19 protein-coding genes are annotated in these 20,869 nt (G+C 60.2%); 9 read left to right on the forward strand and 10 right to left on the reverse strand.

The annotated features are described in order from the left end of the window. The first annotated feature begins 19 nt into the window (after window positions 1–19). Genes ACA058_RS30135 through ACA058_RS30145 form a run of 3 tightly spaced genes read left to right on the forward strand, consistent with a single transcriptional unit; the run spans window position 20 to window position 2,803 of the window. Window positions 20–751, forward strand: a complete 732-nt coding sequence (locus ACA058_RS30135; protein ID WP_497637157.1) for a hypothetical protein — start codon at window positions 20–22, stop codon at window positions 749–751. 3 nt (window positions 752–754) lie between these two features. Further along, window positions 755–1,261: a hypothetical protein gene (locus tag ACA058_RS30140; RefSeq protein WP_497637158.1), complete on the forward strand. Its 507-nt coding sequence runs from the start codon at window positions 755–757 to the stop codon at window positions 1,259–1,261. Window positions 1,262–1,318: 57 nt separating this feature from the next. Beyond that, on the forward strand, window positions 1,319–2,803 hold the full coding sequence (locus ACA058_RS30145) for a vWA domain-containing protein (protein WP_497637159.1): 1,485 nt from the start codon (window positions 1,319–1,321) through the stop codon (window positions 2,801–2,803). Between the two features lie 55 nt (window positions 2,804–2,858). Here ACA058_RS30145 and ACA058_RS30150 read toward each other — a convergent pair whose 3' ends face one another. Then, window positions 2,859–3,779, reverse strand: a complete 921-nt coding sequence (locus tag ACA058_RS30150; protein WP_497637160.1) for a LysR substrate-binding domain-containing protein — start codon at window positions 3,777–3,779, stop codon at window positions 2,859–2,861. A 157-nt stretch (window positions 3,780–3,936) separates the two neighbouring features. Between ACA058_RS30150 and ACA058_RS30155 the strand changes: the two genes are divergently transcribed. Beyond that, a complete protein-coding gene (locus ACA058_RS30155; protein ID WP_497637161.1) occupies window positions 3,937–5,331 on the forward strand; it encodes a NorM family multidrug efflux MATE transporter in 1,395 nt (464 codons plus the stop codon). A 111-nt stretch (window positions 5,332–5,442) separates the two neighbouring features. On the opposite strand, the gene ACA058_RS30160 is transcribed toward ACA058_RS30155, so the two are convergent. Continuing rightward, the gene (locus tag ACA058_RS30160) at window positions 5,443–7,116 is read right to left on the reverse strand and encodes a putative bifunctional diguanylate cyclase/phosphodiesterase (protein WP_497637162.1); all 1,674 of its coding nucleotides are present in this window, start codon (window positions 7,114–7,116) and stop codon (window positions 5,443–5,445) included. A 262-nt stretch (window positions 7,117–7,378) separates the two neighbouring features. Here ACA058_RS30160 and rep point away from each other — a divergent pair, with 262 nt between their 5' ends. Both rep and ACA058_RS30170 read left to right on the forward strand, forming a co-directional pair. Further along, window positions 7,379–9,388, forward strand: coding sequence for a DNA helicase Rep (rep, locus tag ACA058_RS30165; protein WP_497637163.1), 2,010 nt, complete (start codon window positions 7,379–7,381; stop codon window positions 9,386–9,388). 57 nt (window positions 9,389–9,445) lie between these two features. Then, window positions 9,446–10,018 (forward strand): xanthine phosphoribosyltransferase, encoded by a 573-nt coding sequence (locus ACA058_RS30170; RefSeq protein WP_020799401.1) that lies wholly within the window; start codon window positions 9,446–9,448, stop codon window positions 10,016–10,018. Between the two features lie 127 nt (window positions 10,019–10,145). Here ACA058_RS30170 and ACA058_RS30175 read toward each other — a convergent pair whose 3' ends face one another. From ACA058_RS30175 to dadA, 6 genes are all read right to left on the reverse strand, one after another. Further along, entirely contained in the window at window positions 10,146–12,068 is a 1,923-nt protein-coding gene (locus ACA058_RS30175; protein WP_497637164.1) for an acetyl-CoA hydrolase/transferase C-terminal domain-containing protein, read from the reverse strand. A gap of 298 nt (window positions 12,069–12,366) precedes the next feature. Continuing rightward, window positions 12,367–12,780 carry a c-type cytochrome gene (locus ACA058_RS30180; RefSeq protein ID WP_095194409.1) on the reverse strand — a complete coding sequence of 138 codons (414 nt, stop codon included), beginning with the start codon at window positions 12,778–12,780 and terminating at the stop codon, window positions 12,367–12,369. A gap of 182 nt (window positions 12,781–12,962) precedes the next feature. After that, window positions 12,963–13,511 (reverse strand): cupin domain-containing protein, encoded by a 549-nt coding sequence (locus ACA058_RS30185; RefSeq protein WP_008150195.1) that lies wholly within the window; start codon window positions 13,509–13,511, stop codon window positions 12,963–12,965. A 128-nt stretch (window positions 13,512–13,639) separates the two neighbouring features. Beyond that, window positions 13,640–14,713, reverse strand: a complete 1,074-nt coding sequence (gene alr, locus ACA058_RS30190; RefSeq protein WP_497637165.1) for an alanine racemase — start codon at window positions 14,711–14,713, stop codon at window positions 13,640–13,642. Between the two features lie 119 nt (window positions 14,714–14,832). Continuing rightward, entirely contained in the window at window positions 14,833–15,186 is a 354-nt protein-coding gene (locus ACA058_RS30195) for a RidA family protein (protein WP_497637166.1), read from the reverse strand. Then, entirely contained in the window at window positions 15,158–16,462 is a 1,305-nt protein-coding gene (dadA, locus tag ACA058_RS30200) for a D-amino acid dehydrogenase (protein ID WP_497637167.1), read from the reverse strand. Before dadA ends, ACA058_RS30195 begins: the two co-directional genes overlap by 29 nt. Window positions 16,463–16,619: 157 nt before the next feature. Here dadA and ACA058_RS30205 point away from each other — a divergent pair, with 157 nt between their 5' ends. Then, window positions 16,620–17,108, forward strand: coding sequence for an Lrp/AsnC ligand binding domain-containing protein (locus ACA058_RS30205; RefSeq protein ID WP_003177284.1), 489 nt, complete (start codon window positions 16,620–16,622; stop codon window positions 17,106–17,108). 7 nt (window positions 17,109–17,115) lie between these two features. Here the strand turns inward: ACA058_RS30205 and ACA058_RS30210 are convergent, their stop codons facing one another. Continuing rightward, entirely contained in the window at window positions 17,116–17,469 is a 354-nt protein-coding gene (locus ACA058_RS30210; protein WP_497637168.1) for a YkgJ family cysteine cluster protein, read from the reverse strand. 146 nt (window positions 17,470–17,615) lie between these two features. On the opposite strand from ACA058_RS30210, the gene ACA058_RS30215 reads away from it, so the two are divergent. After that, window positions 17,616–18,929, forward strand: a complete 1,314-nt coding sequence (locus ACA058_RS30215; RefSeq protein WP_497637169.1) for an NAD(P)/FAD-dependent oxidoreductase — start codon at window positions 17,616–17,618, stop codon at window positions 18,927–18,929. Between the two features lie 47 nt (window positions 18,930–18,976). Here ACA058_RS30215 and ACA058_RS30220 read toward each other — a convergent pair whose 3' ends face one another. Beyond that, window positions 18,977–19,222 carry a DUF1127 domain-containing protein gene (locus ACA058_RS30220; RefSeq protein WP_497637170.1) on the reverse strand — a complete coding sequence of 82 codons (246 nt, stop codon included), beginning with the start codon at window positions 19,220–19,222 and terminating at the stop codon, window positions 18,977–18,979. A 179-nt stretch (window positions 19,223–19,401) separates the two neighbouring features. Between ACA058_RS30220 and ACA058_RS30225 the strand changes: the two genes are divergently transcribed. Beyond that, complete coding sequence (locus ACA058_RS30225; protein ID WP_497637171.1) at window positions 19,402–20,835, forward strand: aminotransferase-like domain-containing protein; 1,434 nt, start codon at window positions 19,402–19,404, stop codon at window positions 20,833–20,835. Window positions 20,836–20,869 lie beyond the last annotated feature (34 nt).

Genomic DNA, 20,869 nt, shown 5'->3' on the forward strand with positions numbered 1-20,869 from the left:
GTTACGTAGGAGTTTCACCATGTCGCGCAGCCTTTGGACTCGCTTCAAGCTACAGATCGCTTTCGTAGTCGCCGGCAGCCTGCTAATGACCGGTTGCGCCAACACCGGCAGCTCCATGCTTGGAGAAGGCGACGGTGCCGACCCGCGCCTGACCCAGGGCAATGACGCAGAGTTCTTCAGCAAGTCCGGATACCAGGCCTGCGCCGTCGGCGCCGGTGTCGGCATCCTCGCTTGCGCGCTGTCCAACAGCAGCAACAAAACCGTGTGCGTCATCGCCGCCGGTATTACCGCGTGTGGCGTGGCCATGGGCGCTAACTATTACCTTGATCAACGTCGCGCCGAATACGCCGACACCACCACCCGTTTGGCGAAGATGAACAGCGACGTCGAACAAGACACGCAGAACGTGATCGCCCGGACTGCGACCGCTCAGCAAGTGATCAATGATGACCGTGCGCAAATTGCCCAGATCAAAAAGGACATCGCCAACAAGAAAGTCGACAGGAGCAGGGCCCAGGCGCAAATCGCCGGGATCGATTCGGACATCGCGCGCCTGCGTAAAGACCTTGCCAACATGCGTACCAAAGTCACCGAGTACCGCAAAGTGGCAGACGCCGAGCGCTCACAAGGCACCAGCGCCGAGATCAGGCAGGTGGACATGAACATTCAGAGAATGAACCAGAAAGTCGTCAGCCTGCAGAAGGAAGTCGACGCTCTGTACAGCCAACGCTCCGCAATCACACTGGGCTAACACATGACGCTACGACAACTGATGGTCTTCACTGCCGTCCTGGCCCTGAGCGGTTGCGCGACCACCCCGGGCGAGTGCGATGCGACCAATCGCGACAGCAGCATGCTGACCAAGATGAACTGCGACTACTCCGGTGGTTACAGCGATCAGGTCAAGCAGAAGGAACTGGCCCTGAGCGAGTCCCGACGACAAAACGCAATGTTCCGTCAGGTGTACGAGAACATTCAGGCCCGGCAACTCAGCACCAAGACCGATCTGGCCAGCCAGCAGAAATCCCAGGCGGCGCTGAATCAGTCGCTGTCGCAACTGCTGACCTCGCTCAAGGCCCGGCGTGGCAATGAAGCCCAGGTGCAGAAGCAGATTGCCGACCTCGAGAAGCAGCTCAAGGCCTCGCAAGCGGCGCCAGCGACCAAATCAACGCCAGCGTCGCTGGCGGCCAAGCAGCAAGAGCTGAAAACGTTGCAGAAGAAGGTCAATCAGCTGCAATTCAGCCTCGGCTACGAAGAGTAACTTTTCACCCCGCAGGGCATCCCGACGGATGCCTGCACTTTTTCAGGAATCGTCGTCATGCAGCGGGTCATCAGGGATGCGCAAGCCACATCGGAGGGGATGAGTGCGCTGCAAGCTAAAGTCGCCCTCATCCAGAAACACTTTCCGCCGACCGTCGCCAGTCTGTTTGCCATCCCGCGGATGGGCAGCGGTGACGTGCTGGAATGGTGGACCGAACTGGGTGGCCAACCCACGCCCTATGCCGACCTCAACGAGGACGCGCAACGACGTTTGCTGGAAACCTATGAAGTGCGACAGACGTCCCTTGGACAGCTGGCGGACGAACTGCAAAAACGCGGTCAACCGACGGAAGCGGATGACCTGCGCAGCCTGCTCGGCACGCCTGAGCTGGACAAACTCTACAGCCTCAACGGTGAGCCTTTGGTGGTGCGGTGGAACCAGCGTCCGCCCAAACCGATCGTGCCGCCGGTGGTGCCTGTCGTGCCGGTCGTGCCGCCATCGCGTCGTGGCTGGTGGATCGCGGCGGCCTTGCTCGCGCTGCTGTTGCTGCTTCTGGCGCTCTGGCTCTGGTGGTTCCTGCACCGTGAGCCGGTTGTCGTGGTTCCGCCTGTAGCGCCAGTGCCGCCGGTGGTGGCGCCCGTTGAGAAACCGGTTGAGCCGGTCCCAGAACCTGTCGTGGAACCGGAACCGAAACCTGCTCCGATACCAGAGCCCGTACCAGAACCGGTACCGGAGCCCAAGCCCGTCCCGCCACCCAAACCGGCACCGGAACCCAAGCCGGTCCCGCCACCAAAACCGGTACCGGAACCCAAGCCGGTTCCACCACCAAAACCGGTAGTGGCGGCCCCGCCACCGGCCCCGACGCTGGACAACTTCGCATGCCGTAAAAATGCACCGGCCGCGGAGATTCCGCAATTCGTGGTGGTGCTCGACACCTCGGGTTCGATGAACTTGAACATCAAGTCAGTGAAAGCCGACGAGGACTGGTTCTTCGGTCCTGACCTCAACAAGCTCCTGGACCCGAACCGCACCATGCGGCTCACCGCCAAACCCAGCCGCATGGACGTCGCCAAAGACTCGCTGGCCGGCATGATCAACGGGCTGGACCCGAAGATCGACACACGCCTGATCACCTTCGCCGGCTGCGAAAGAACACCGGACCGGGGTGTGTTCAAGTTCGGCGACCGCCCGCGGCTGATCAACGGGATTCGAGGTCTGGTTCCCGACGACGGCACACCGCTGGCCGACAGCCTGGCCCACGCGGCGAGTACCGTCGACGGGCGCAATAACGATGCGGTTATCGTGATGTTTGTCGACGGAGAAGACGGTTGCGGGCAGGACGTTTGCGCGGTATCCCGTCGAATCGCCAGGGAACAACCGCGCCTTCGGGTCAACGTGGTTAAAATCGGTGCCGGCGGCCCGTCACGCTGCATCGCTGAAAACACCGGTGGCCGGGTTTACAACAGCACCAATGCGGCTGAGTTGGGTAGCCTGTTGAAACAGGCGAGCAAGGAAGTATCCAGCAATGCCAAGTGCGATTAGCTTGGGGACTGATCCAAAACTGAGATGAGCCCATCGCGGGTAAGTCCGCGATGATTCAGCGCAGGTGCTCGACCGCCGGTAACTCCATGGCCCGAACCTCACCCAAGAGAAAAACGCTGAGGCGGCGCAAACGCTCACCTCCGGGGCGGGTTTTCGGCCAGACCAGGTAATAATTCTCACCGCTGGCGACCGCCGTCGGCCACGGCAAACTCAGACGTCCCTGCGCAACATCCTCAGCCACCATCAGCAAATCGCCCATGGACACGCCATAGCCTCGGGCAGCGGCGATCATCCCCAGCTCCAGCGTGTCGAATACCTGGCCGCCCTTGAGTGAAACTTGATCGGTCAGGCCCATGCGCTCCAGCCAACTGCGCCAGTCGCGACGGTCGGGCGTTGGATGTAGCAGTTCGGTGCTGGCCAGGCGTGCGACGTCCCAAGGCTGATCGTTCAGAAGATTAGGCGCGCCCACCGGAATCAGTTCCTCTGGAAATAACAACGTAGCCTCCCAGTCCGGCGGGAAACGCCCGTTGCTGAGGATCACGGCGCAATCGAACGGTTCCTGATTGAAGTCCACCGAGTCGATGTCCATCCAGGCGCTGGTCAGCTGTACTTCATTGCCCGGTTGAAGGTGCCGAAAACGGCTGAGCCGAGCCAGCAACCAGCGCATGGTCAAGGTCGACGGGGCTTTCATGCGCAGGATGTCGTCTTCGGCGCGCAAGGTATTGCAAGCGCGCTCCAGGGCGGTGAAACCGTCACGAATGCCCGGCAGGATCAACCGCGCCGATTCGGTCAGCTGCAAATTACGACCACTGCGGTGAAACAGGCGGCAAGCAAAATGCTCTTCGAGCGTACGAATATGCCGGCTGACTGCACTTTGGGTAATCGACAGCTCTTCCGCGGCCCGGGTAAACGACGTGTGCCGCGCCGCCGCTTCGAATGCGCGCAAGGCATATAAAGGAGGAAGACGACGCGACATCAGGAAAGCTCCTACAGCGGTTTTGAGTACCCTAGCAGAAACTCTCCAGCATGAGTTTGAATCATGCTACCCATCCTTTTTATCCCTTTGTGCAAACGTCGCAGAGCGCCGAGAATCGACGCTTTCCTGTTCTCTTTGATAAACGAGCGTGATGACCATGCAGCATCCAGCGCGTATTGAACTCTGGGCCATCCTGCGGCTGGCGGGGCCGTTGGTCGCCTCGCAGTTGGCGCACATGCTCATGGTCCTCACCGACACTTTGATGATGGCGCGACTGAGTCCAGAGGCACTGGCCGGTGGTGGACTTGGCGCGGCGACCTATTCGTTCGTGTCGATTTTCTGCATCGGCGTGATCGCGGCAGTCGGCACGCTGGTGGCAATTCGTCAGGGTGCCGGCGATATCGTCGGCGCAACCCGATTGACCCAGGCCGGGCTGTGGCTGGCATGGTTGATGGCGCTAGGCGCCGGTTTGCTGTTGTGGAACCTCAAACCGGTTTTGCTGCTGTTCGGCCAGACCGAAAGCAACGTCCAGTCGGCCGGTCAGTTTCTGATCTTCCTGCCGTTCGCCCTGCCCGGCTACCTGAGCTTCATGGCCCTGCGTGGCTTCACCAGCGCCATCGGCCGGGCAACGCCGGTAATGGTCATCAGCCTGGGCGGTACAGTCGCCAACTTCCTGCTGAACTACGCGTTGATCACCGGGATGTTCGGCTTGCCGAAATTGGGGCTGATGGGCATTGGCCTGGTCACGGCGATTGTCGCCAACCTGATGGCCCTGGCGCTGGCGTGGCACATTCGCCGGCACCCGGCTTACGATGCCTACCCACTGCGCCAGGGCTTGTCGCGGCTTAACCGCAAGTACCTGAAGGAACTATGGCGCCTGGGCCTGCCGATTGGCGGCACCTACGCCGTGGAGGTCGGGCTGTTTGCCTTCGCCGCGTTGTGCATGGGCACCATGGGCAGCACACAACTGGGGGCGCACCAGATCGCCCTGCAAATCGTCTCGGTGGCATTCATGGTGCCCGCGGGGATTTCCTACGCGATCACCATGCGTATCGGTCAGCATTACGGTGCCGGGCAGCTACTGGACGCGCGGCTGGCCGGAAGGGTTGGTCTCGCTTTCGGCGCAGCGACGATGCTGGGTTTTGCGATGGTCTTCTGGCTGTTGCCGAATCAGTTGGTCGGACTGTTTCTCGATCACAACGACCCGGCGTTTCGCGACGTCATCAACCTGGCCGTGAGCCTGCTGGCAGTGGCGGCGTGGTTCGAGCTGTTCGACGGCACGCAAACCATCGCCATGGGCTGCATTCGCGGGCTTAAGGATGCCAAGACTACCTTCCTGGTGGGCCTGGGCTGTTACTGGCTGATTGGCGCCCCGGCAGCCTGGTGGATGGCGTTCCACTTGGACTGGGGGCCAACGGGCGTCTGGTGGGGGTTGGCGCTGGGATTGGCCTGCGCGGCGGTGAGCCTGACATGGGCGTTTGAATGGAAGATGAAGCGGATGATTCGGCGGGCGCCGGCGCCGCGGCATTTCGATGCCATCCAGGCCGAATGAACAACCTGTGGGAGCTGGCTTGCCAGCGATAGCGGCCAGACAGACACATCATTGTTGGCCGTCAGGCCCTCATCGCTGGCAAGCCAGCTCCCACAAGGGATCTGGGGGTGATTAGACCACCACTTCCAGGGCAGGCTGCTGGCTGCTGTCAAACGTCAGGTACTCCACCAAATCCGCCAACGGCAACGGCTTGCTGATCAGATACCCCTGCACCTGATCGCAATCGAACCCACGCAACAGATCCAATTGCTCCGGCGTTTCCACGCCCTCGGCGACGACTTCCAGATTGAGGTTGTGCGCCAGGTTGATCATTGCGTGCACCAGCTGGCGGTTTTCTTCGCGCTGCTCCATGCCACCGACAAAGCTCTTGTCGATCTTCAGCAGCGTGATCGGCAGGCTGTTGAGGTGCACGAACGATGAAAAGCCGGTACCGAAGTCATCGAGGGAGAAGCGCACGCCCAGGCGCCCAAGGGCGTCCATGGTCTGCTTGACCAGGTCGCTGCGGCGCATGACCGCGGTTTCGGTCAGCTCGAACTCCAGCCATTGCGCCTCGACACCGCGCTCGCTGATCAACCGGCTCAGGGTCGAGAGCAACTGGCTGTCCTGAAACTGCCGGAACGACAGGTTGATCGCCATGTGCAACGGCGGCAAACCGAGTTCAAGCAACGCCTGCATATCGCGCAATGCCCGGGAAATGACCCAGTAACCCAACGGCACGATCAACCCGCTCTGCTCGGCCAGTGGCACGAACTCGCTCGGTGGCAGCAAGCCGCGCTCGGCATGACGCCAGCGCACCAAGGCTTCGAGGCCGACGATTTGCCCGTCTTCAAGGTTCAGTCGTGGCTGGTAATGCAGTTCCAGCTCATCGCGGCGCAAGGCCCGGCGTAGCTCGGTTTCGAGGTCGGCGATGCTGCGGGCATTGCGGTTGATGCGCTCGTTGAAAATATGAAAAGTACAGCCCTGGGTGCTCTTGGCCTGCTGCATGGCGATATGCGCGTGCCACATCAACGGGTCGGCGCCCGCCTGTGCCCGTGCATGGGCAATGCCCAGGCTGGAGCCGATCAGCAGGCTTTCGCCGTCGACCCAATAAGGTTCGGCCAACGCTTCGGTGATGCGCTCGGCCATCCATTCGGCGCGCTGAGGGGCGCGGCGGGTGTCGATCAGCAAGGCAAACTCATCGCTGCCCAGTCGCGCCAGTTGATCGCCGGCTTCAAGCTGGCCTTTGAGCCGCGCCACCACCTGCAGGATCAGGCGGTCACCGGCCTGGTGGCCGAGGGCATCGTTGGCGTAACGGAAATTGTCGAGGTCGAGATGACCGAGGGCCAGGCCACGACCATCGTTTTCCGCCAGCCGCGCCGTCAGCAAGGTCTGGAAACCCTGGCGGTTGGCGATGCCGGTCAGCGGATCTTGCTCGGCCAGGCGCTGCAGGGTGTTTTCCAGTACGCCGCGCTCACGCACATGGCGCAGGCAACGGCGCAGCATGCCCGGGTCGAGATGGTCGCGTACCAGCCAGTCGCTTACACCGTCGGGCGGGATCAGGGGCTCATGCTCGAGCAGCAACACCGTCGGCAGACAGCAACGGCCCGGCGCCGGCTGGAGAGCCGGGATCGTCAACAACACCGCACTGCGGCTGTCATCGAACAGACTGCTGACCGACTCCCAGCTCGGCGCACTGATGAGCACGGCCGAGCTCCCCATCGGAGCCAGACACTCGCGCAACAACGCTGCCCACGCTGGCTCTTGGGCCAGTAGCAGCAAACGCAAGGGTTCGACAGGCGTAGACAAGCTAGCTCCCTAGACTCTGCAAAGATGTAGGCGACGGCATTATGCCGCGCCGATCCCCAATGACCAATGGACATCCGCCCAAACGAGGCCTTTGTATCCGGAATTACGAACATTAGACGCGAATTCGTTGCGCATCCTGCGTGAAAGTAACAAAACCGGCAAATACAGATCGCGTTGTACGTCACAAGTCGGACAGAGCAGCACAATTCGCTGAGCCTGTTAAAATGCCGGCCCATTTCGTGACTGACTCCTGAATTTACCTATGTCCCGACTCAATCCCCGGCAGCAAGAAGCCGTGAGCTACGTCGGCGGCCCTCTTTTGGTGCTCGCCGGTGCAGGCTCCGGCAAGACCAGCGTGATCACGCGCAAAATCGCGCACTTGATCCAGAACTGCGGCATCCGCGCCCAGTACATCGTCGCCATGACCTTCACCAACAAGGCCGCGCGCGAGATGAAGGAGCGGGTCGGCACCCTGCTGCGCGCCGGTGAAGGCCGCGGCCTGACGGTCTGCACCTTCCACAACCTGGGCCTGAACATCATCCGCAAGGAACACGTGCGGCTGGGCTACAAACCCGGTTTCTCGATTTTCGACGAGACCGACGTCAAGGCCCTGATGACCGACATCATGCAAAAGGAATACTCGGGCGACGACGGCGTCGACGAGATCAAGAACATGATCGGCGCCTGGAAAAACGAACTGATCCTGCCGGCCCAGGCCCTGGAAAACGCGCGCAACCCCAAGGAACAGACCGCCGCCATTGTCTACACCCACTACCAGCGCACGCTCAAGGCGTTCAACGCGGTGGACTTCGACGACCTGATCCTGTTGCCGGTGAAGCTGTTCGAAGAGCACGCCGACATTCTGGAAAAGTGGCAAAACAAGGTGCGTTACCTGCTGGTGGACGAATACCAGGACACCAACGCCAGCCAGTATCTGCTGGTGAAGATGCTGATCGGCAAGCGTAACCAGTTCACCGTGGTAGGCGATGACGACCAGTCGATCTACGCCTGGCGCGGCGCCCGGCCGGAAAACCTGATGTTGCTCAAGGAAGACTATCCGTCCCTGAAAGTGGTGATGCTGGAGCAGAACTACCGCTCCACCAGCCGCATCCTGCGCTGCGCCAACGTTCTGATCTCGAACAACCCCCACGAATTCGAAAAGCAGCTGTGGAGTGAAATGGGTCACGGCGACGAGATCCGGGTGATCCGCTGCCGCAACGAAGACGCCGAAGCCGAGCGCGTCGCCGTGGAAATCCTCAGCCTGCACTTGCGCACCGACCGGCCTTACAGCGATTTCGCGATCCTGTACCGGGGTAACTATCAGGCCAAGTTGATCGAACTGAAGTTGCAGCATCACCAGGTTCCGTATCGCTTGTCCGGCGGCAACAGCTTCTTCGGCCGCCAGGAAGTGAAAGACCTGATGGCCTACTTCCGCCTGATCGTGAACCCGGACGACGACAACGCCTTCTTGCGTGTGATCAACGTCCCACGCCGCGAGATCGGTTCGACTACGTTGGAGAAGCTGGGCAACTACGCCACCGAGCGAAAAATCTCGATGTATGCCGCCACCGACGAAATCGGCCTGGGCGAGCATCTGGACAGCCGCTTCACCGATCGCCTGTCGCGCTTCAAGCGCTTCATGGACAAGGTCCGCGAGCAATGCGCCGGCGAAGACCCGATCTCGGCCCTGCGCAGCATGGTCATGGACATCGACTACGAGAACTGGCTGCGCACCAACAGCTCCAGCGACAAGGCCGCCGATTACCGCATGGGCAACGTGTGGTTCCTGATCGAGGCACTTAAAAATACGCTCGAGAAAGACGAAGAAGGCGAGATGACCGTCGAAGACGCCATTGGCAAACTCGTCCTGCGCGATATGCTCGAGCGCCAGCAGGAAGAGGAAGACGGCGCCGAAGGCGTGCAGATGATGACCTTGCACGCCTCCAAGGGTCTGGAATTCCCCTACGTGTTCATCATGGGCATGGAAGAGGAAATCCTTCCACACCGCTCCAGTATCGAAGCCGACACCATCGAAGAGGAACGGCGCCTGGCCTACGTGGGCATTACCCGCGCGCGCCAGACCCTGGCCTTCACCTTCGCCGCCAAGCGCAAGCAATACGGCGAGATCATCGATTGCGCACCGAGCCGCTTCCTCGATGAACTGCCGCCGGACGACCTGGCCTGGGAAGGCAACGACGACACGCCGACCGAAGTCAAAGCCGTGCGTGGCAATAGCGCATTGGCGGATATACGCGCGATGTTAAAGCGCTAGAATTGGCCACTTTTATTTAGACCTTCGGCGCAAAAGACGCCAAACGAGGACAGCTTCATGGAAGCACTGCACAAGAAAATTCGCGAAGAAGGCATCGTGCTTTCCGACCAGGTCCTGAAAGTCGACGCCTTTCTGAACCACCAGATCGACCCGGCCCTGATGAAGCTGATCGGCGATGAATTCGCCACGCTGTTCAAGGATTCGGGCATCACCAAGATTGTCACCATTGAAGCTTCGGGCATTGCGCCTGCAATCATGACCGGTCTGAACCTCGGCGTGCCGGTGATCTTCGCTCGCAAGCACCAGTCCTTGACCCTGACTGAAAACCTGCTGTCGGCGACCGTTTACTCGTTCACCAAGCAGACCGAAAGCACTGTGGCGATTTCTCCGCGCCACCTGACCAGCAGCGACCGAGTGCTGATCATCGATGACTTCCTGGCTAACGGTAAGGCGTCCCAGGCGCTGATCTCGATCATCAAACAGGCCGGTGCCACCGTGGCCGGCTTGGGGATCGTGATCGAAAAATCGTTCCAGGGCGGTCGTGCGGAGCTGGATGCCCAGGGTTATCGTGTAGAGTCCCTGGCTCGCGTGCAGTCGCTGGCTGGCGGTGTCGTGACCTTCATCGAATAAGCCGCAACACCACAAAACCTGTAGGAGCTGAGCTTGCTCGCGATGACGGCCGCCCAGTCAACATTGATGTTGAATGTGATGACCTCATCGCGAGCAAGCTCGGCTCCTACAGGTTTTTTGTTGACTCTTAGTGTGCGGTGGCCTTCAGGCCGGTTAGCAGCAACCGCTGAAACAGGTCTTCTTTCAAGCCATCCGGGCTGGTCAGCTGCATACGCTCCAGATGTTCGGGAAATGACGAAGGCTGCGGAGCATCCAGCGCAGCCTTGCCCAGCTCCAGCACTTCGCTCAGTTTGAATTTGCTCTTGAGCCAGTTCAGCGCCCGCAACAGATCTTGTTCGATCTCGGTGAAATCACAGCCCAACGGATATTCCGCAAACAACTGCGAATTCCGCGCCTGAATCGCCTGCAACCGCTCAGGACGGTTATCGCTGAAACGTGGATCGAGCTGGAAATCCCTGGGTAATTTGCCGACCTTCTGTGCCTGTTCGATCAGCCCCGATTGGAAGCGTGAATCACTGATATTGAGCAACGCCTCGATCACCGCCGCATCGGTTTTTCCGCGAAGATCGGCAATGCCGTACTCGGTGACCACGATGTCCCGCAGATGCCGGGGAATGGTGCAATGGCCGTAAGCCCAGACAATGTTCGAACCGACGTCACCGCCCGACTCACGCCAGCTACGCAGCAACAACACCGACCGCGCACCTTCCAGTGCATGGCCCTGGGCAACGAAGTTGTACTGCCCGCCTACACCGCTGAGCACGCGTCCGTCTTCCAGCTGATCGGCCACGCCCGCACCGAGCAACGTCATGGTGAACGCAGTGTTGATGAATCGTGCATCGAGCCGCTGTAAGCGCTTCAACTCTTCCTGCCCGTAGAGCTCGTTGATGTAGCTGATGCGGGTCATGTTGAATTCGAGCCGCTTGCTCTGCGGCAATTCGCGCAGGCGCTCATAGAAACTGCGCGGCCCGAGGAAGAAGCCGCCATGCACTGAAATACCGTCGGTTTGCGCCGCTTCGTCGAGGGTGCCGGCATTGGCCTGCTGCTGGGTCGGCACATCCGGGTAAACCTTGCGCCGCACGATCCCGGCGTCGGCCAGCACCAGCAGGCCGTTGACGAACATTTCGCTGCAACCGTACAAGCCTTTGGCGAACGGTTCGATGCCGCCTTCACCCTCGATCAGTTGCGCCCACTGGCTAAGATTCATGTCGCTTAGCAAAGCCTTGTAAGCGTTGTTGTCGGCCTGTCGCGCCAACAACGCAGCGGTCAGCGCATCGCCCATGGCGCCGATGCCGATCTGCAAAGTGCCGCCATCGCGCACCAACGTACTGGCGTGCAGGCCAATGAAATGATCCTGGAAACCCACCGGCATGTTCGGCGTGGAGAACAGCGTGGTGCTGTCCTTCTCGTCGATCAACAAGTCGAAGGTATCGATACCGACTTCCGCATCGCCGGGCATGTAGGGCAAATCGTCATGCACCTGTCCGACCATCAAGATCGTCTCCCCGGCAGCCCGGCGCCTGGCGATCATCGGCAGCAGGTCGAGGGTGATGTCCGGGTTGCAGCTCAGGCTCAAGCGATCGGGATGCTCACCATGGTTGGCCACCAGTTGCGCGACCAGGTTCAACCCGGCGGCGTTGATGTCCCGGGCGGCGTGACTGTAGTTGCTGCTGACGTAATCCTGCTGGGCCGACGCGCTGTTGAGCAGGCTGCCCGGCTGCATGAAAAACTGCTGGATGTGAATGTTGGCTGGAAGGTTGTCGCGCTGCAGGCCGGCGAGGAAATCCAGTTCCGGATAATCGCCAAAGACCCGTTCGATAAAGGGTTCGAGAAAGCGCTTTTGCAAGCCGTCGCCCAACGCAGGACGGCCAAGGCACAGGGCGGTGTAGATCGTCAGTTGCCGCTGCGGCAATTGCGCGACACGTTGATACAGCGCGTTGACGAAATGATTGGGCTTGCCCAGGCCCAAGGGCAGGCCCATGTGAATATGCGCTGGCAACCGGACCAACACCTCATCGACCGCTTGCTCGATAGAACACAGCTGTACCATCCGATCCTCCCGTACATTCCATGAAGTGGGGTTGGACCGAGCTTGCCGGGTCTTTGCTGCATTGAACAGCCCATTAGAACCAATCGACCGGCTCAAAAAAAACTTGTAGGAGCGAGCATGCTCCGGGCGGCGTTCCGACGAAGGTCGTCAACGATGACGCTGGAAGCCTGATGCCCCGCGGCGTTTTCAGGTTTTTCGCGAGCATGCTCGCTCCTACAGGGGGGCAGCGGCGTTTAACGAGATCGCAGGCACAAAAAAGCCGCTCGCAAGCGGCTTTTTCGCGAAAGAGGCGGACCGGTTACAGGCCGGACATCTCTTTGATGGCGCCCTTGAGCTCGTCGTCAGAGCAGTCGGCGCAGGTGCCTTTTGGTGGCATCGCGTTGACACCGGTAATGGCCTTGGCCAGGATGCCGTCGAGGCCGCCCTGGTGGTCGGCGCGTTCTTTCCACGCGGCCTTGTCACCGATTTTCGGTGCGCCCAGCAGGCCGGTGCCGTGGCAAGCATTGCAATGCTTGGCAATGACATCCTTAGGTGCCTTGGCACCACCTCCGCCACCAGCAGCAGCGGCGACTTCCATGCCCTTGCACTCTTTGCCCTGGACACAGACCTGGCCGACTGGCTCAAGGCGTTTAGCAATTTCGTCGTTCGTCGCAGCTTGAGCGCTGACAGCCCAGAGGGCCAATACGGTTGCTGGTGCGGCCAGCATTTTCATAATTAGATTCACGCGTTCACCCTCAATGGTGGCTAGTCACGCCTACGGCCACGGTTCGCAGGCGGGCGCAAGTATAGCGGTAAGCCCGCGACACTGAAACAACCCCAAAGTCGAAGGGGTCTTGTTGCGCAACGGTCAAACGGCTCGGGTGCCTCGGCCATGCCGGCAGGGCGCCTCTTTCCTTAGAAATTCGCGGGTGTCGCTGCGCTGATTAGTCGCGCCGGTGCATCGAACGGATTACGGAAACGATGCGGCTTGGTACTTTCAAAGTAGTAGCTATCGCCAGCTTCGAGCACAAATGTTTCAAGCCCCACCACCAGTTCCAGCCGCCCTTCCAGCAAAATGCCGGTTTCCTCGCCCTCATGGGTGAGCATCTCGTCACCGGTATCGGCGCCTGGCGGGTAGATTTCATTGAGGAATGCGATAGCGCGGCTCGGGTGAGCCCGGCCGACCAGTTTCATGGTCACTGCACCATCGGAAATATCGATCAGCTCGTTGGCTTTGTAGACGATCTGAGTCGGTTTTTCCTGCAGGATTTCTTCGGAAAAGAACTCGACCATGGACATGGGAATCCCGCCCAACACTTTCCTCAGCGAACTGATCGAGGGGCTGACGCTGTTCTTCTCGATCATCGAAATCGTGCTGTTGGTGACGCCCGCGCGTTTGGCGAGTTCACGCTGGGAAAGACCTTTGAGCTTGCGGATTGATTGCAGTCGTTCACCGACGTCCAATGCAGGAGCCTCCAGGGATTCAGGTTGTTGGAATATTGAGCGTTATCATGGCGACAGCGTTCAGTATTTACAACACTTTGACCTGAATCCTGTTCGGCGAGGCGACTTCCGGTCCGGGCGGTTTGGCCCTAGCTCCCGGAATAGAGCATTGGCACCCGGCGCAGGTTGCAGAATATCTGGTAAGGAATCGTGCCGGCCGCGATGGCCACGTCACTGGCGAGGATGTTTTTGCCCCACAGCTCGACGGTCGAACCGAGGCCGGCTTGCGCCACATCGGTCAGGTCGATGCAGAGCATGTCCATCGACACCCGGCCGATCAGTTGGCTACGTTGCCCGGCCACCAACACCGGCGTGCCGGTGGGTGCCAGACGTGGGTAGCCATCGGCGTAACCCATGGCCACCACGCCAACGCGCATCGGCTTCGGGGTGATGAACCTGGCGCCGTAGCCGATCGGCTCGCCGGCCGGCAATTCACGCACGCTGATCACTTTCGATTCGAGGGTCATCACCGGTTGCAGGCGCGAGGCCACGGCGTTGGCTTCTTCGAAAGGCGTGGCGCCGTAGAGCATGATGCCCGGACGTACCCAATCGCTCGGCACCTGCGGCCAACCGAGCACCGCTGGCGAGTTGCGCAGGCTGACCTCGGCCGACAAGCCTTGGCGCGCCGCTTCGAATACTGCCACCTGCTCGGCACTGGCTTGACTATTTAACTCATCGGCGCGAGCAAAGTGGCTCATCAACACGATCTTCGCGACCTTGCCGCTGGCCAGCAGCCGTTGATAGCCCGCTTGATAATCCTTCGGATGCAGGCCGACCCGGTGCATGCCCGAGTCGAGCTTGAGCCAGACCGTGATCGGCTTGCTCAATGCGGCCTTCTCGATCGCTTCGAGTTGCCACAGCGAATGCACCACGCACCAGAAATCATGCTCGACGATCAGCGACAGCTCATCGGCTTCGAAAAAACCTTCCAGCAGCAACACCGGCGCGCGAATGCCCGCGGCTCGCAATTCCAGGGCCTCTTCGATGCAGGCCACTGCAAACCCGTCCGCCTCGGCTTCCAGCGCCTGGGCGCAACGCACTGCGCCATGGCCATAGGCATCAGCCTTGATCACCGCGAGGGCCTTGGCCCCCGTGACTTCACGGGCGATTTGGTAATTGTGACGCAGGGCTTGGAGGTCGATCAGGGCACGGGCAGGACGCATGGCGGCAGACTTCTGGTCGTCGTTAAAAAAAACCGGCGCTGCTGACGGCGTGAACCGCCAGTTGCACCGGAAGAGGGATCTTTCTAGTTACTTACTTCAGAGCAGTCATTTCAGAGCAGTTATGGCAGAGCGGCTACAACCGACAGTTCCACCAGGATTTCCGGTTCGCACAACTTCGCTTCAACCGTGGCACGGGCCGGTGCAACGCCTTTGGGCAACCACTGGTCCCACACTGCGTTCATGCCTTCGAAATGTGAATCGATGTCTTTCAGGTAAATCGTCACCGACAGCAATTGATGCTTGTCGGTGCCTGCCAGATCGAGCAAACGCTCGATATTGGCGAGGGTTTCACGGGTCTGCTGTTCAATCCCGGCGTTCATGTCGTCGCCGACCTGCCCGGCCAGGTAAACCGTACCGTTATGGGTGACGATCTGACTCATGCGCTCATTGGTGAGCTGGCGCTGGACTGACATGTTTTGCAGACTCCTGGGTTTTGTTGCCATAACGGGAAATATCGAGGCCTTCGGCGCTGATCTGCGGCTTTTTCTTGGCTATCAGGTCAGCTAGCAAGCGGCCAGAGCCGCAGGCCATGGTCCAGCCGAGGGTGCCGTGACCGGTGTTCAGGAACAGGTTCTTGAACGGGGTAGCGCCGACAATCGGCGTGCCGTCGGGGGTGGTCGGACGCAGGCCGGTCCAGAAGCTGGCCTCGGCCAGGTCGCCGCCCTGAGGATAAAGGTCGTTGACGATCATCTCCAGGGTTTCGCGCCGACGCGGGTTCAGCGACAGGTCAAAACCGGCGATCTCCGCCATGCCGCCAACGCGGATGCGGTTGTCGAAACGGGTGATCGCGACCTTGTAGGTCTCGTCGAGAATGGTCGAGGTCGGGGCCATCGCCGGGTTGGTGATCGGCACGGTCAGGGAGTAACCCTTGAGCGGATACACCGGCGCCTTGATGCCCAGCGGCTTGAGCAACTGCGGCGAGTAGCTGCCGAGCGCCAGCACGTAGCGGTCCGCAGTTTCCAGCTTGCCGTCGATCCACACGCCGTTGATACGGTCACCAGCGAAGTCGAGGCGCTGAATATCCTGGCCGAAGCGGAATTGCACACCGAGCTTGGCGGCCATTTCGGCCAGGCGAACGGTGAACATCTGGCAGTCGCCAGTCTGGTCGTTCGGCAGGCGCAGGGCACCGGCGAGGATGTCGGTCACGCTGGCCAGGGCCGGCTCGACGCGGGCAATGCCTTCGCGGTCGAGCAGTTCGAACGGCACGCCGGACTCTTTCAGCACGGCGATGTCTTTTGCAGCGCCATCGAGCTGAGCCTGGGTGCGGAACAATTGAGTAGTACCGAGGCTTCGGCCTTCATAGGTAATACCGGTTTCGGCGCGCAGTTCGTCGAGGCAGTCACGGCTGTACTCGGACAGGCGGACCATGCGCTCCTTGTTCACCGCGTAACGGCTGGCGGTGCAGTTGCGCAGCATTTGTGCCATCCACAGGTACTGATCGATGTCGGCAGTGGCCTTGATCGCCAAGGGCGCATGGCGCTGCAGCAGCCATTTGATGGCCTTGAGCGGCACACCCGGCGCGGCCCACGGCGAGGCGTAACCCGGCGAGACCTGCCCGGCGTTGGCGAAACTGGTCTCCATGGCGGCAGCCGGCTGCCGGTCCACCACCACCACTTCAAACCCGGCACGCGCCAGATAATAAGCACTGGTGGTACCGATGACGCCGCTACCCAAGACCATAACGCGCATTTTCATTTCCCTCATCGCGGCTAACCGCTGACGTTTGTTGTTCAGAGCTTCAGATGTGCGCAGTGTAAAAAAGAATTGCCAGTGCTTTTCACTATATAAGCGCCTATATTTGGCGACAATTCTCGGCAAAAACCCTTTTCACGGAGGCGCATCCCCTATGCGTACCAACACCCAGACCAAACGTGAGCTGGACAAGATCGACCGCAACATCCTGCGGATCCTGCAAGCGGACGGGCGCATATCCTTTACCGAGCTTGGGGAGAAGGTCGGACTCTCGACCACGCCCTGTACCGAGCGGGTGCGACGCCTGGAGCGCGAAGGGATCATCATGGGCTACAACGCCCGGCTCAATCCGCAGCACCTCAAGGGAAGTCTCCTGGTGTTCGTCGAGATCAGCCTCGATTACAAGTCCGGTGATACTTTCGAAGAGTTCCGACGCGCGGTGCTGAAGCTGCCCCACGTTCTGGAGTGCCACTTGGTGTCAGGAGATTTCGACTACCTGGTGAAGGCGCGGATATCCGAGATGGCCTCGTACCGCAAATTGCTGGGCGACATCCTGCTCAAGCTGCCGCATGTGCGCGAATCCAAGAGCTATATCGTGATGGAAGAAGTGAAGGAGAGCTTGAGTTTGCCGATTCCGGACTGAAGATCTTTTAAACGAGGATCTGTCGGTTCGAGGCCATGTACTCAAAGACTTGCTTCTCGGCACTTGGATGAATCAACTCCACCGGTCCGCGCCCATTGGGGCACGGCAAGGTCTTGGTGGTGCCAAACAACCGGCAGATCAGCGGCCGTTCGTCATATACCGTGCAGCCGTTCGGCCCCAGATGGACGCAGTTGAGTTCATCCATCGCCGCATCCTGCTCGGCGCGGCTCTTGCGCGGCAGACGGGACATTTCCTCCGGCGAGGTCGTGACCGGGCCGCAGCAGTCATGGCAACCGGGCACGCACTCGAACGAGGGAATCTGCTGGCGCAGCGTGCGTATTTTCTGACTGTTGCAGCTCATCTAAACCACTACCGATCTCGGAACAGAGCCGGATTCTGACGTAAAAGCCCCGATCCAGACAGCACCGGCCGACCAGTGTTGCCCGCCTTCGAGGTCCGGCTTATGCTCCGTCAAATTTTCTAGACACATGAATCAGGATCACGCACATGAATGGCCGTGCTCAGCAGCCTGTCCCGAATCACCAGCACACCGCCTCTTATTACGCCGCCAGCAGCCTGCCTCAGCCCGACCATCCGGTGCTGACCGGCGAACTGGTGGCTGACGTTTGCGTGGTCGGTGGCGGATTCTCCGGGTTGAACACGGCGCTTGAACTGGCTGAACGCGGCCTGGATGTGGTGCTGCTTGAAGCCCATAAAATCGGCTGGGGCGCCAGCGGCCGCAATGGCGGGCAGTTGATTCGGGGGGTTGGCCATGGCCTCGATCAATTCGCCAACGTGATCGGTACCGACGGCGTACGTCAAATGAAGCTCATGGGCCTGGAAGCGGTGGAAATCGTCCGACAACGAGTCGAGCGTTTTCAGATCCCCTGCGACCTGACCTGGGGTTACTGCGACCTTGCCAACAAGCCCCGTGATCTCGAAGGCTTCGCCGAAGACGCCGAAGAACTGCGCAGACTCGGCTACCGCTACGAAACCCGTCTGCTGCAACCCCATGAAATGCACACCGTGGTCGGCTCCGACCGCTACGTCGGCGGCTTGATCGACATGGGCTCCGGGCATCTGCACCCGCTGAACCTGGCGTTGGGCGAAGCCGCCGCCGCTCAGCAACTGGGCGTGAAGCTGTTCGAACAGTCGATAGTCACGCGCATCGATTACGGCTCCGAGGTCAAGGTGCATACGGCCCAAGGCTCGGTCCGGGCAAAGACGCTGGTACTGGGCTGCAACGCCTACCTCAATGAACTCAATCCCGAACTCAGCGGCAAAGTGTTGCCCGCCGGCAGCTATATCATTGCCACCGAACCCTTGAGCGAAGAATTGGCCCACGCGCTACTACCGCAAAACATGGCGGTCTGCGATCAGCGGGTGGCGCTGGATTACTACCGACTATCGGCGGATCGCCGCCTGCTGTTCGGCGGCGCCTGCCATTACTCGGGGCGAGATCCGAAAGACATCGCGGCCTATATGCGGCCAAAGATGCTGGACGTCTTCCCGCAATTGGCCGGAGTGCGGATCGATTATCAGTGGGGCGGGATGATCGGCATTGGCGCCAACCGTTTGCCGCAGATCGGCCGGCTCAAGGACCAGCCGAATGTGTATTACGCCCAGGCCTATTCCGGTCATGGTGTGAATGCCACACACCTGGCGGGCAAGCTGCTGGCAGAGGCTATCAGCGGACAGCACAGTGGTGGCTTCGATCTGTTCGCCCAGGTGCCGCACATCACCTTCCCCGGCGGCAAGCATTTGCGCTCGCCGTTGTTGGCGTTGGGGATGTTGTGGCATCGGCTTAAAGAGTTGGTCTGATCGACACCAAAACCCTGCGGCAGCTCCTACAAGAAACCGCGTTCACCTCATAAGCGCCAGAAAGACTTCAGCCCCTCCTCCCGCGCCTGCTCACGCGTCAGCCCGATATCCTTGAGCTGTTCGGGTGTCAGCGCCAGCAACGCCTTGCGCGTGTGCAGACGACGCCAGAACTGATTCCAGCGCTTCAGGCCGGACGGCGCATTGCGCATGTCCGCCTCGCGTGCGCCGTTATCTTGCCCTGCCGCCAGTTCCTGACTGTGTAATGTCAGCCGCACATCGCTCAAGCCGTTCATTTTGATTGCTCCTGTTTACTTGGGTAGCCAGAGCTTTCATGATGCGTGGACGGCGAAAACCATTACAGATTCAAACAGACTGTATTATTTACATACAGATTGACCATCGAAACGTCTGAATCCTGAATTTTCGCCCCATCTGTACTGGTCAACCGAATCACCCCTATCGAGACTGCGCCATGACTCTATACGTCAATCTCGCCGAATTACTCGGCACACGTATCGAACAGGGCTTCTATCGCCCGGGTGATCGGCTGCCTTCGGTAAGGGCACTCAGCATCGAACACGGGGTCAGCCTGAGCACTGTGCAGCAGGCCTATCGCGTACTCGAAGACAACGGGCTGGCCACGCCAAAACCCAAGTCCGGTTATTTCGTGCCGGTCACTCGCGAGCTGCCCGAGTTGCCGGCCATCAGCCGCCCGGCCCAGCGACCGGTGGATATTTCGCAATGGGAGCTGGTGCTGGAGTTGATTCGCGCAGTGCCGCGTGAAGATGTGGTGCAACTGGGCCGCGGCATGCCGGACATCACCGCCCCGACCCTCAAACCGCTGCTGCGGGGTTTGGCGCAACTCAGCCGACGGCAAGACATGCCTGGCCTGTATTACGACAACATCCACGGCAACCTCGAACTGCGCGAACAGATCGCCCGCTTGATGCTCGATTCCGGCTGCCAACTGAGCCCCGGCGATCTGGTGGTAACGACTGGCTGCCACGAAGCGCTGTCCACCAGCATCCGCTCGATCTGCGAGCCGGGGGACATCGTCGCGGTGGATTCGCCAAGCTTCCACGGCGCCATGCAGACGCTCAAGGGGCTGGGCATGAAAGCCTTGGAGATTCCCACCGACCCGCTCACCGGGATCAGCCTGGATGCGCTGGAGCTGGCCTTGGAACAGTGGCCGATCAAGGCCATACAGTTGACTCCCAACTGCAATAACCCGCTTGGCTATATCATGCCGGAGTCGCGCAAACGCGCGTTGTTGACGCTCGCACAGCGCTTCGACGTGGCGATAATCGAGGACGATGTGTATGGCGAACTGTCCTACAGCTATCCGCGTCCGCGCACGATCAAATCCTTCGACGAAGATGGCCGCGTCCTGCTGTGCAGTTCATTTTCCAAGACGCTGGCCCCCGGCCTGCGCATCGGCTGGGTCGCCCCCGGTCGCTATCTGGAACGCGTGCTGCACATGAAATACATCAGCACCGGCTCCACCGCACCACAACCGCAGATTGCTATCGCGGAATTCCTTAAGGCTGGCCACTTCGAACCGCATTTGCGGCGGATGCGCACTCAATACCAGCGCAATCGCGACATGATGATCGACTGGGTCACCCGCTACTTTCCGCCGGGAACCCGTGCCAGCCGCCCGCAAGGCAGCTTCATGCTATGGGTTGAGCTACCGGAGAGCTTCGACACCCTGAAACTGAATCGTGCCTTGCACGACCAAGGCGTACAGATTGCCGTCGGCAGTATCTTTTCCCCCTCGGGCAAATATCGCAATTGCCTGCGCATGAACTACGCTGCCAAACCAACAGCACAGATCGAAGAAGCTGTACGCAAGGTCGGTGCCGAGGCCATCAGACTGCTGGCTGAAAACGACCAACTCACCGACTGACCTTTCTCTGTATACCAGCGTCCATATGCCATCA

This window comes from Pseudomonas sp. LBUM1649 (assembly GCF_059716155.1).

Excerpts from the sequence above, each read along its gene's own strand:
- ACA058_RS30135 (WP_497637157.1), top strand. The coding sequence starts at position 20 with ATGTCGCGCAGCCTTTGGACTCGCTTCAAGCTACAGATCGCTTTCGTA.
- ACA058_RS30140 (WP_497637158.1), top strand. The coding sequence starts at position 755 with ATGACGCTACGACAACTGATGGTCTTCACTGCCGTCCTGGCCCTGAGC.
- ACA058_RS30145 (WP_497637159.1), top strand. The coding sequence starts at position 1,319 with ATGCAGCGGGTCATCAGGGATGCGCAAGCCACATCGGAGGGGATGAGT.
- ACA058_RS30150 (WP_497637160.1), bottom strand. The coding sequence starts at position 3,779 with ATGTCGCGTCGTCTTCCTCCTTTATATGCCTTGCGCGCATTCGAAGCG.
- ACA058_RS30155 (WP_497637161.1), top strand. The coding sequence starts at position 3,937 with ATGCAGCATCCAGCGCGTATTGAACTCTGGGCCATCCTGCGGCTGGCG.
- rep (WP_497637163.1), top strand. The coding sequence starts at position 7,379 with ATGTCCCGACTCAATCCCCGGCAGCAAGAAGCCGTGAGCTACGTCGGC.
- ACA058_RS30170 (WP_020799401.1), top strand. The coding sequence starts at position 9,446 with ATGGAAGCACTGCACAAGAAAATTCGCGAAGAAGGCATCGTGCTTTCC.
- ACA058_RS30175 (WP_497637164.1), bottom strand. The coding sequence starts at position 12,068 with ATGGTACAGCTGTGTTCTATCGAGCAAGCGGTCGATGAGGTGTTGGTC.
- ACA058_RS30180 (WP_095194409.1), bottom strand. The coding sequence starts at position 12,780 with ATGAAAATGCTGGCCGCACCAGCAACCGTATTGGCCCTCTGGGCTGTC.
- alr (WP_497637165.1), bottom strand. The coding sequence starts at position 14,713 with ATGCGTCCTGCCCGTGCCCTGATCGACCTCCAAGCCCTGCGTCACAAT.
- ACA058_RS30195 (WP_497637166.1), bottom strand. The coding sequence starts at position 15,186 with ATGTCAGTCCAGCGCCAGCTCACCAATGAGCGCATGAGTCAGATCGTC.
- dadA (WP_497637167.1), bottom strand. The coding sequence starts at position 16,462 with ATGCGCGTTATGGTCTTGGGTAGCGGCGTCATCGGTACCACCAGTGCT.
- ACA058_RS30205 (WP_003177284.1), top strand. The coding sequence starts at position 16,620 with ATGCGTACCAACACCCAGACCAAACGTGAGCTGGACAAGATCGACCGC.
- ACA058_RS30210 (WP_497637168.1), bottom strand. The coding sequence starts at position 17,469 with ATGAGCTGCAACAGTCAGAAAATACGCACGCTGCGCCAGCAGATTCCC.
- ACA058_RS30215 (WP_497637169.1), top strand. The coding sequence starts at position 17,616 with ATGAATGGCCGTGCTCAGCAGCCTGTCCCGAATCACCAGCACACCGCC.
- ACA058_RS30220 (WP_497637170.1), bottom strand. The coding sequence starts at position 19,222 with ATGAACGGCTTGAGCGATGTGCGGCTGACATTACACAGTCAGGAACTG.
- ACA058_RS30225 (WP_497637171.1), top strand. The coding sequence starts at position 19,402 with ATGACTCTATACGTCAATCTCGCCGAATTACTCGGCACACGTATCGAA.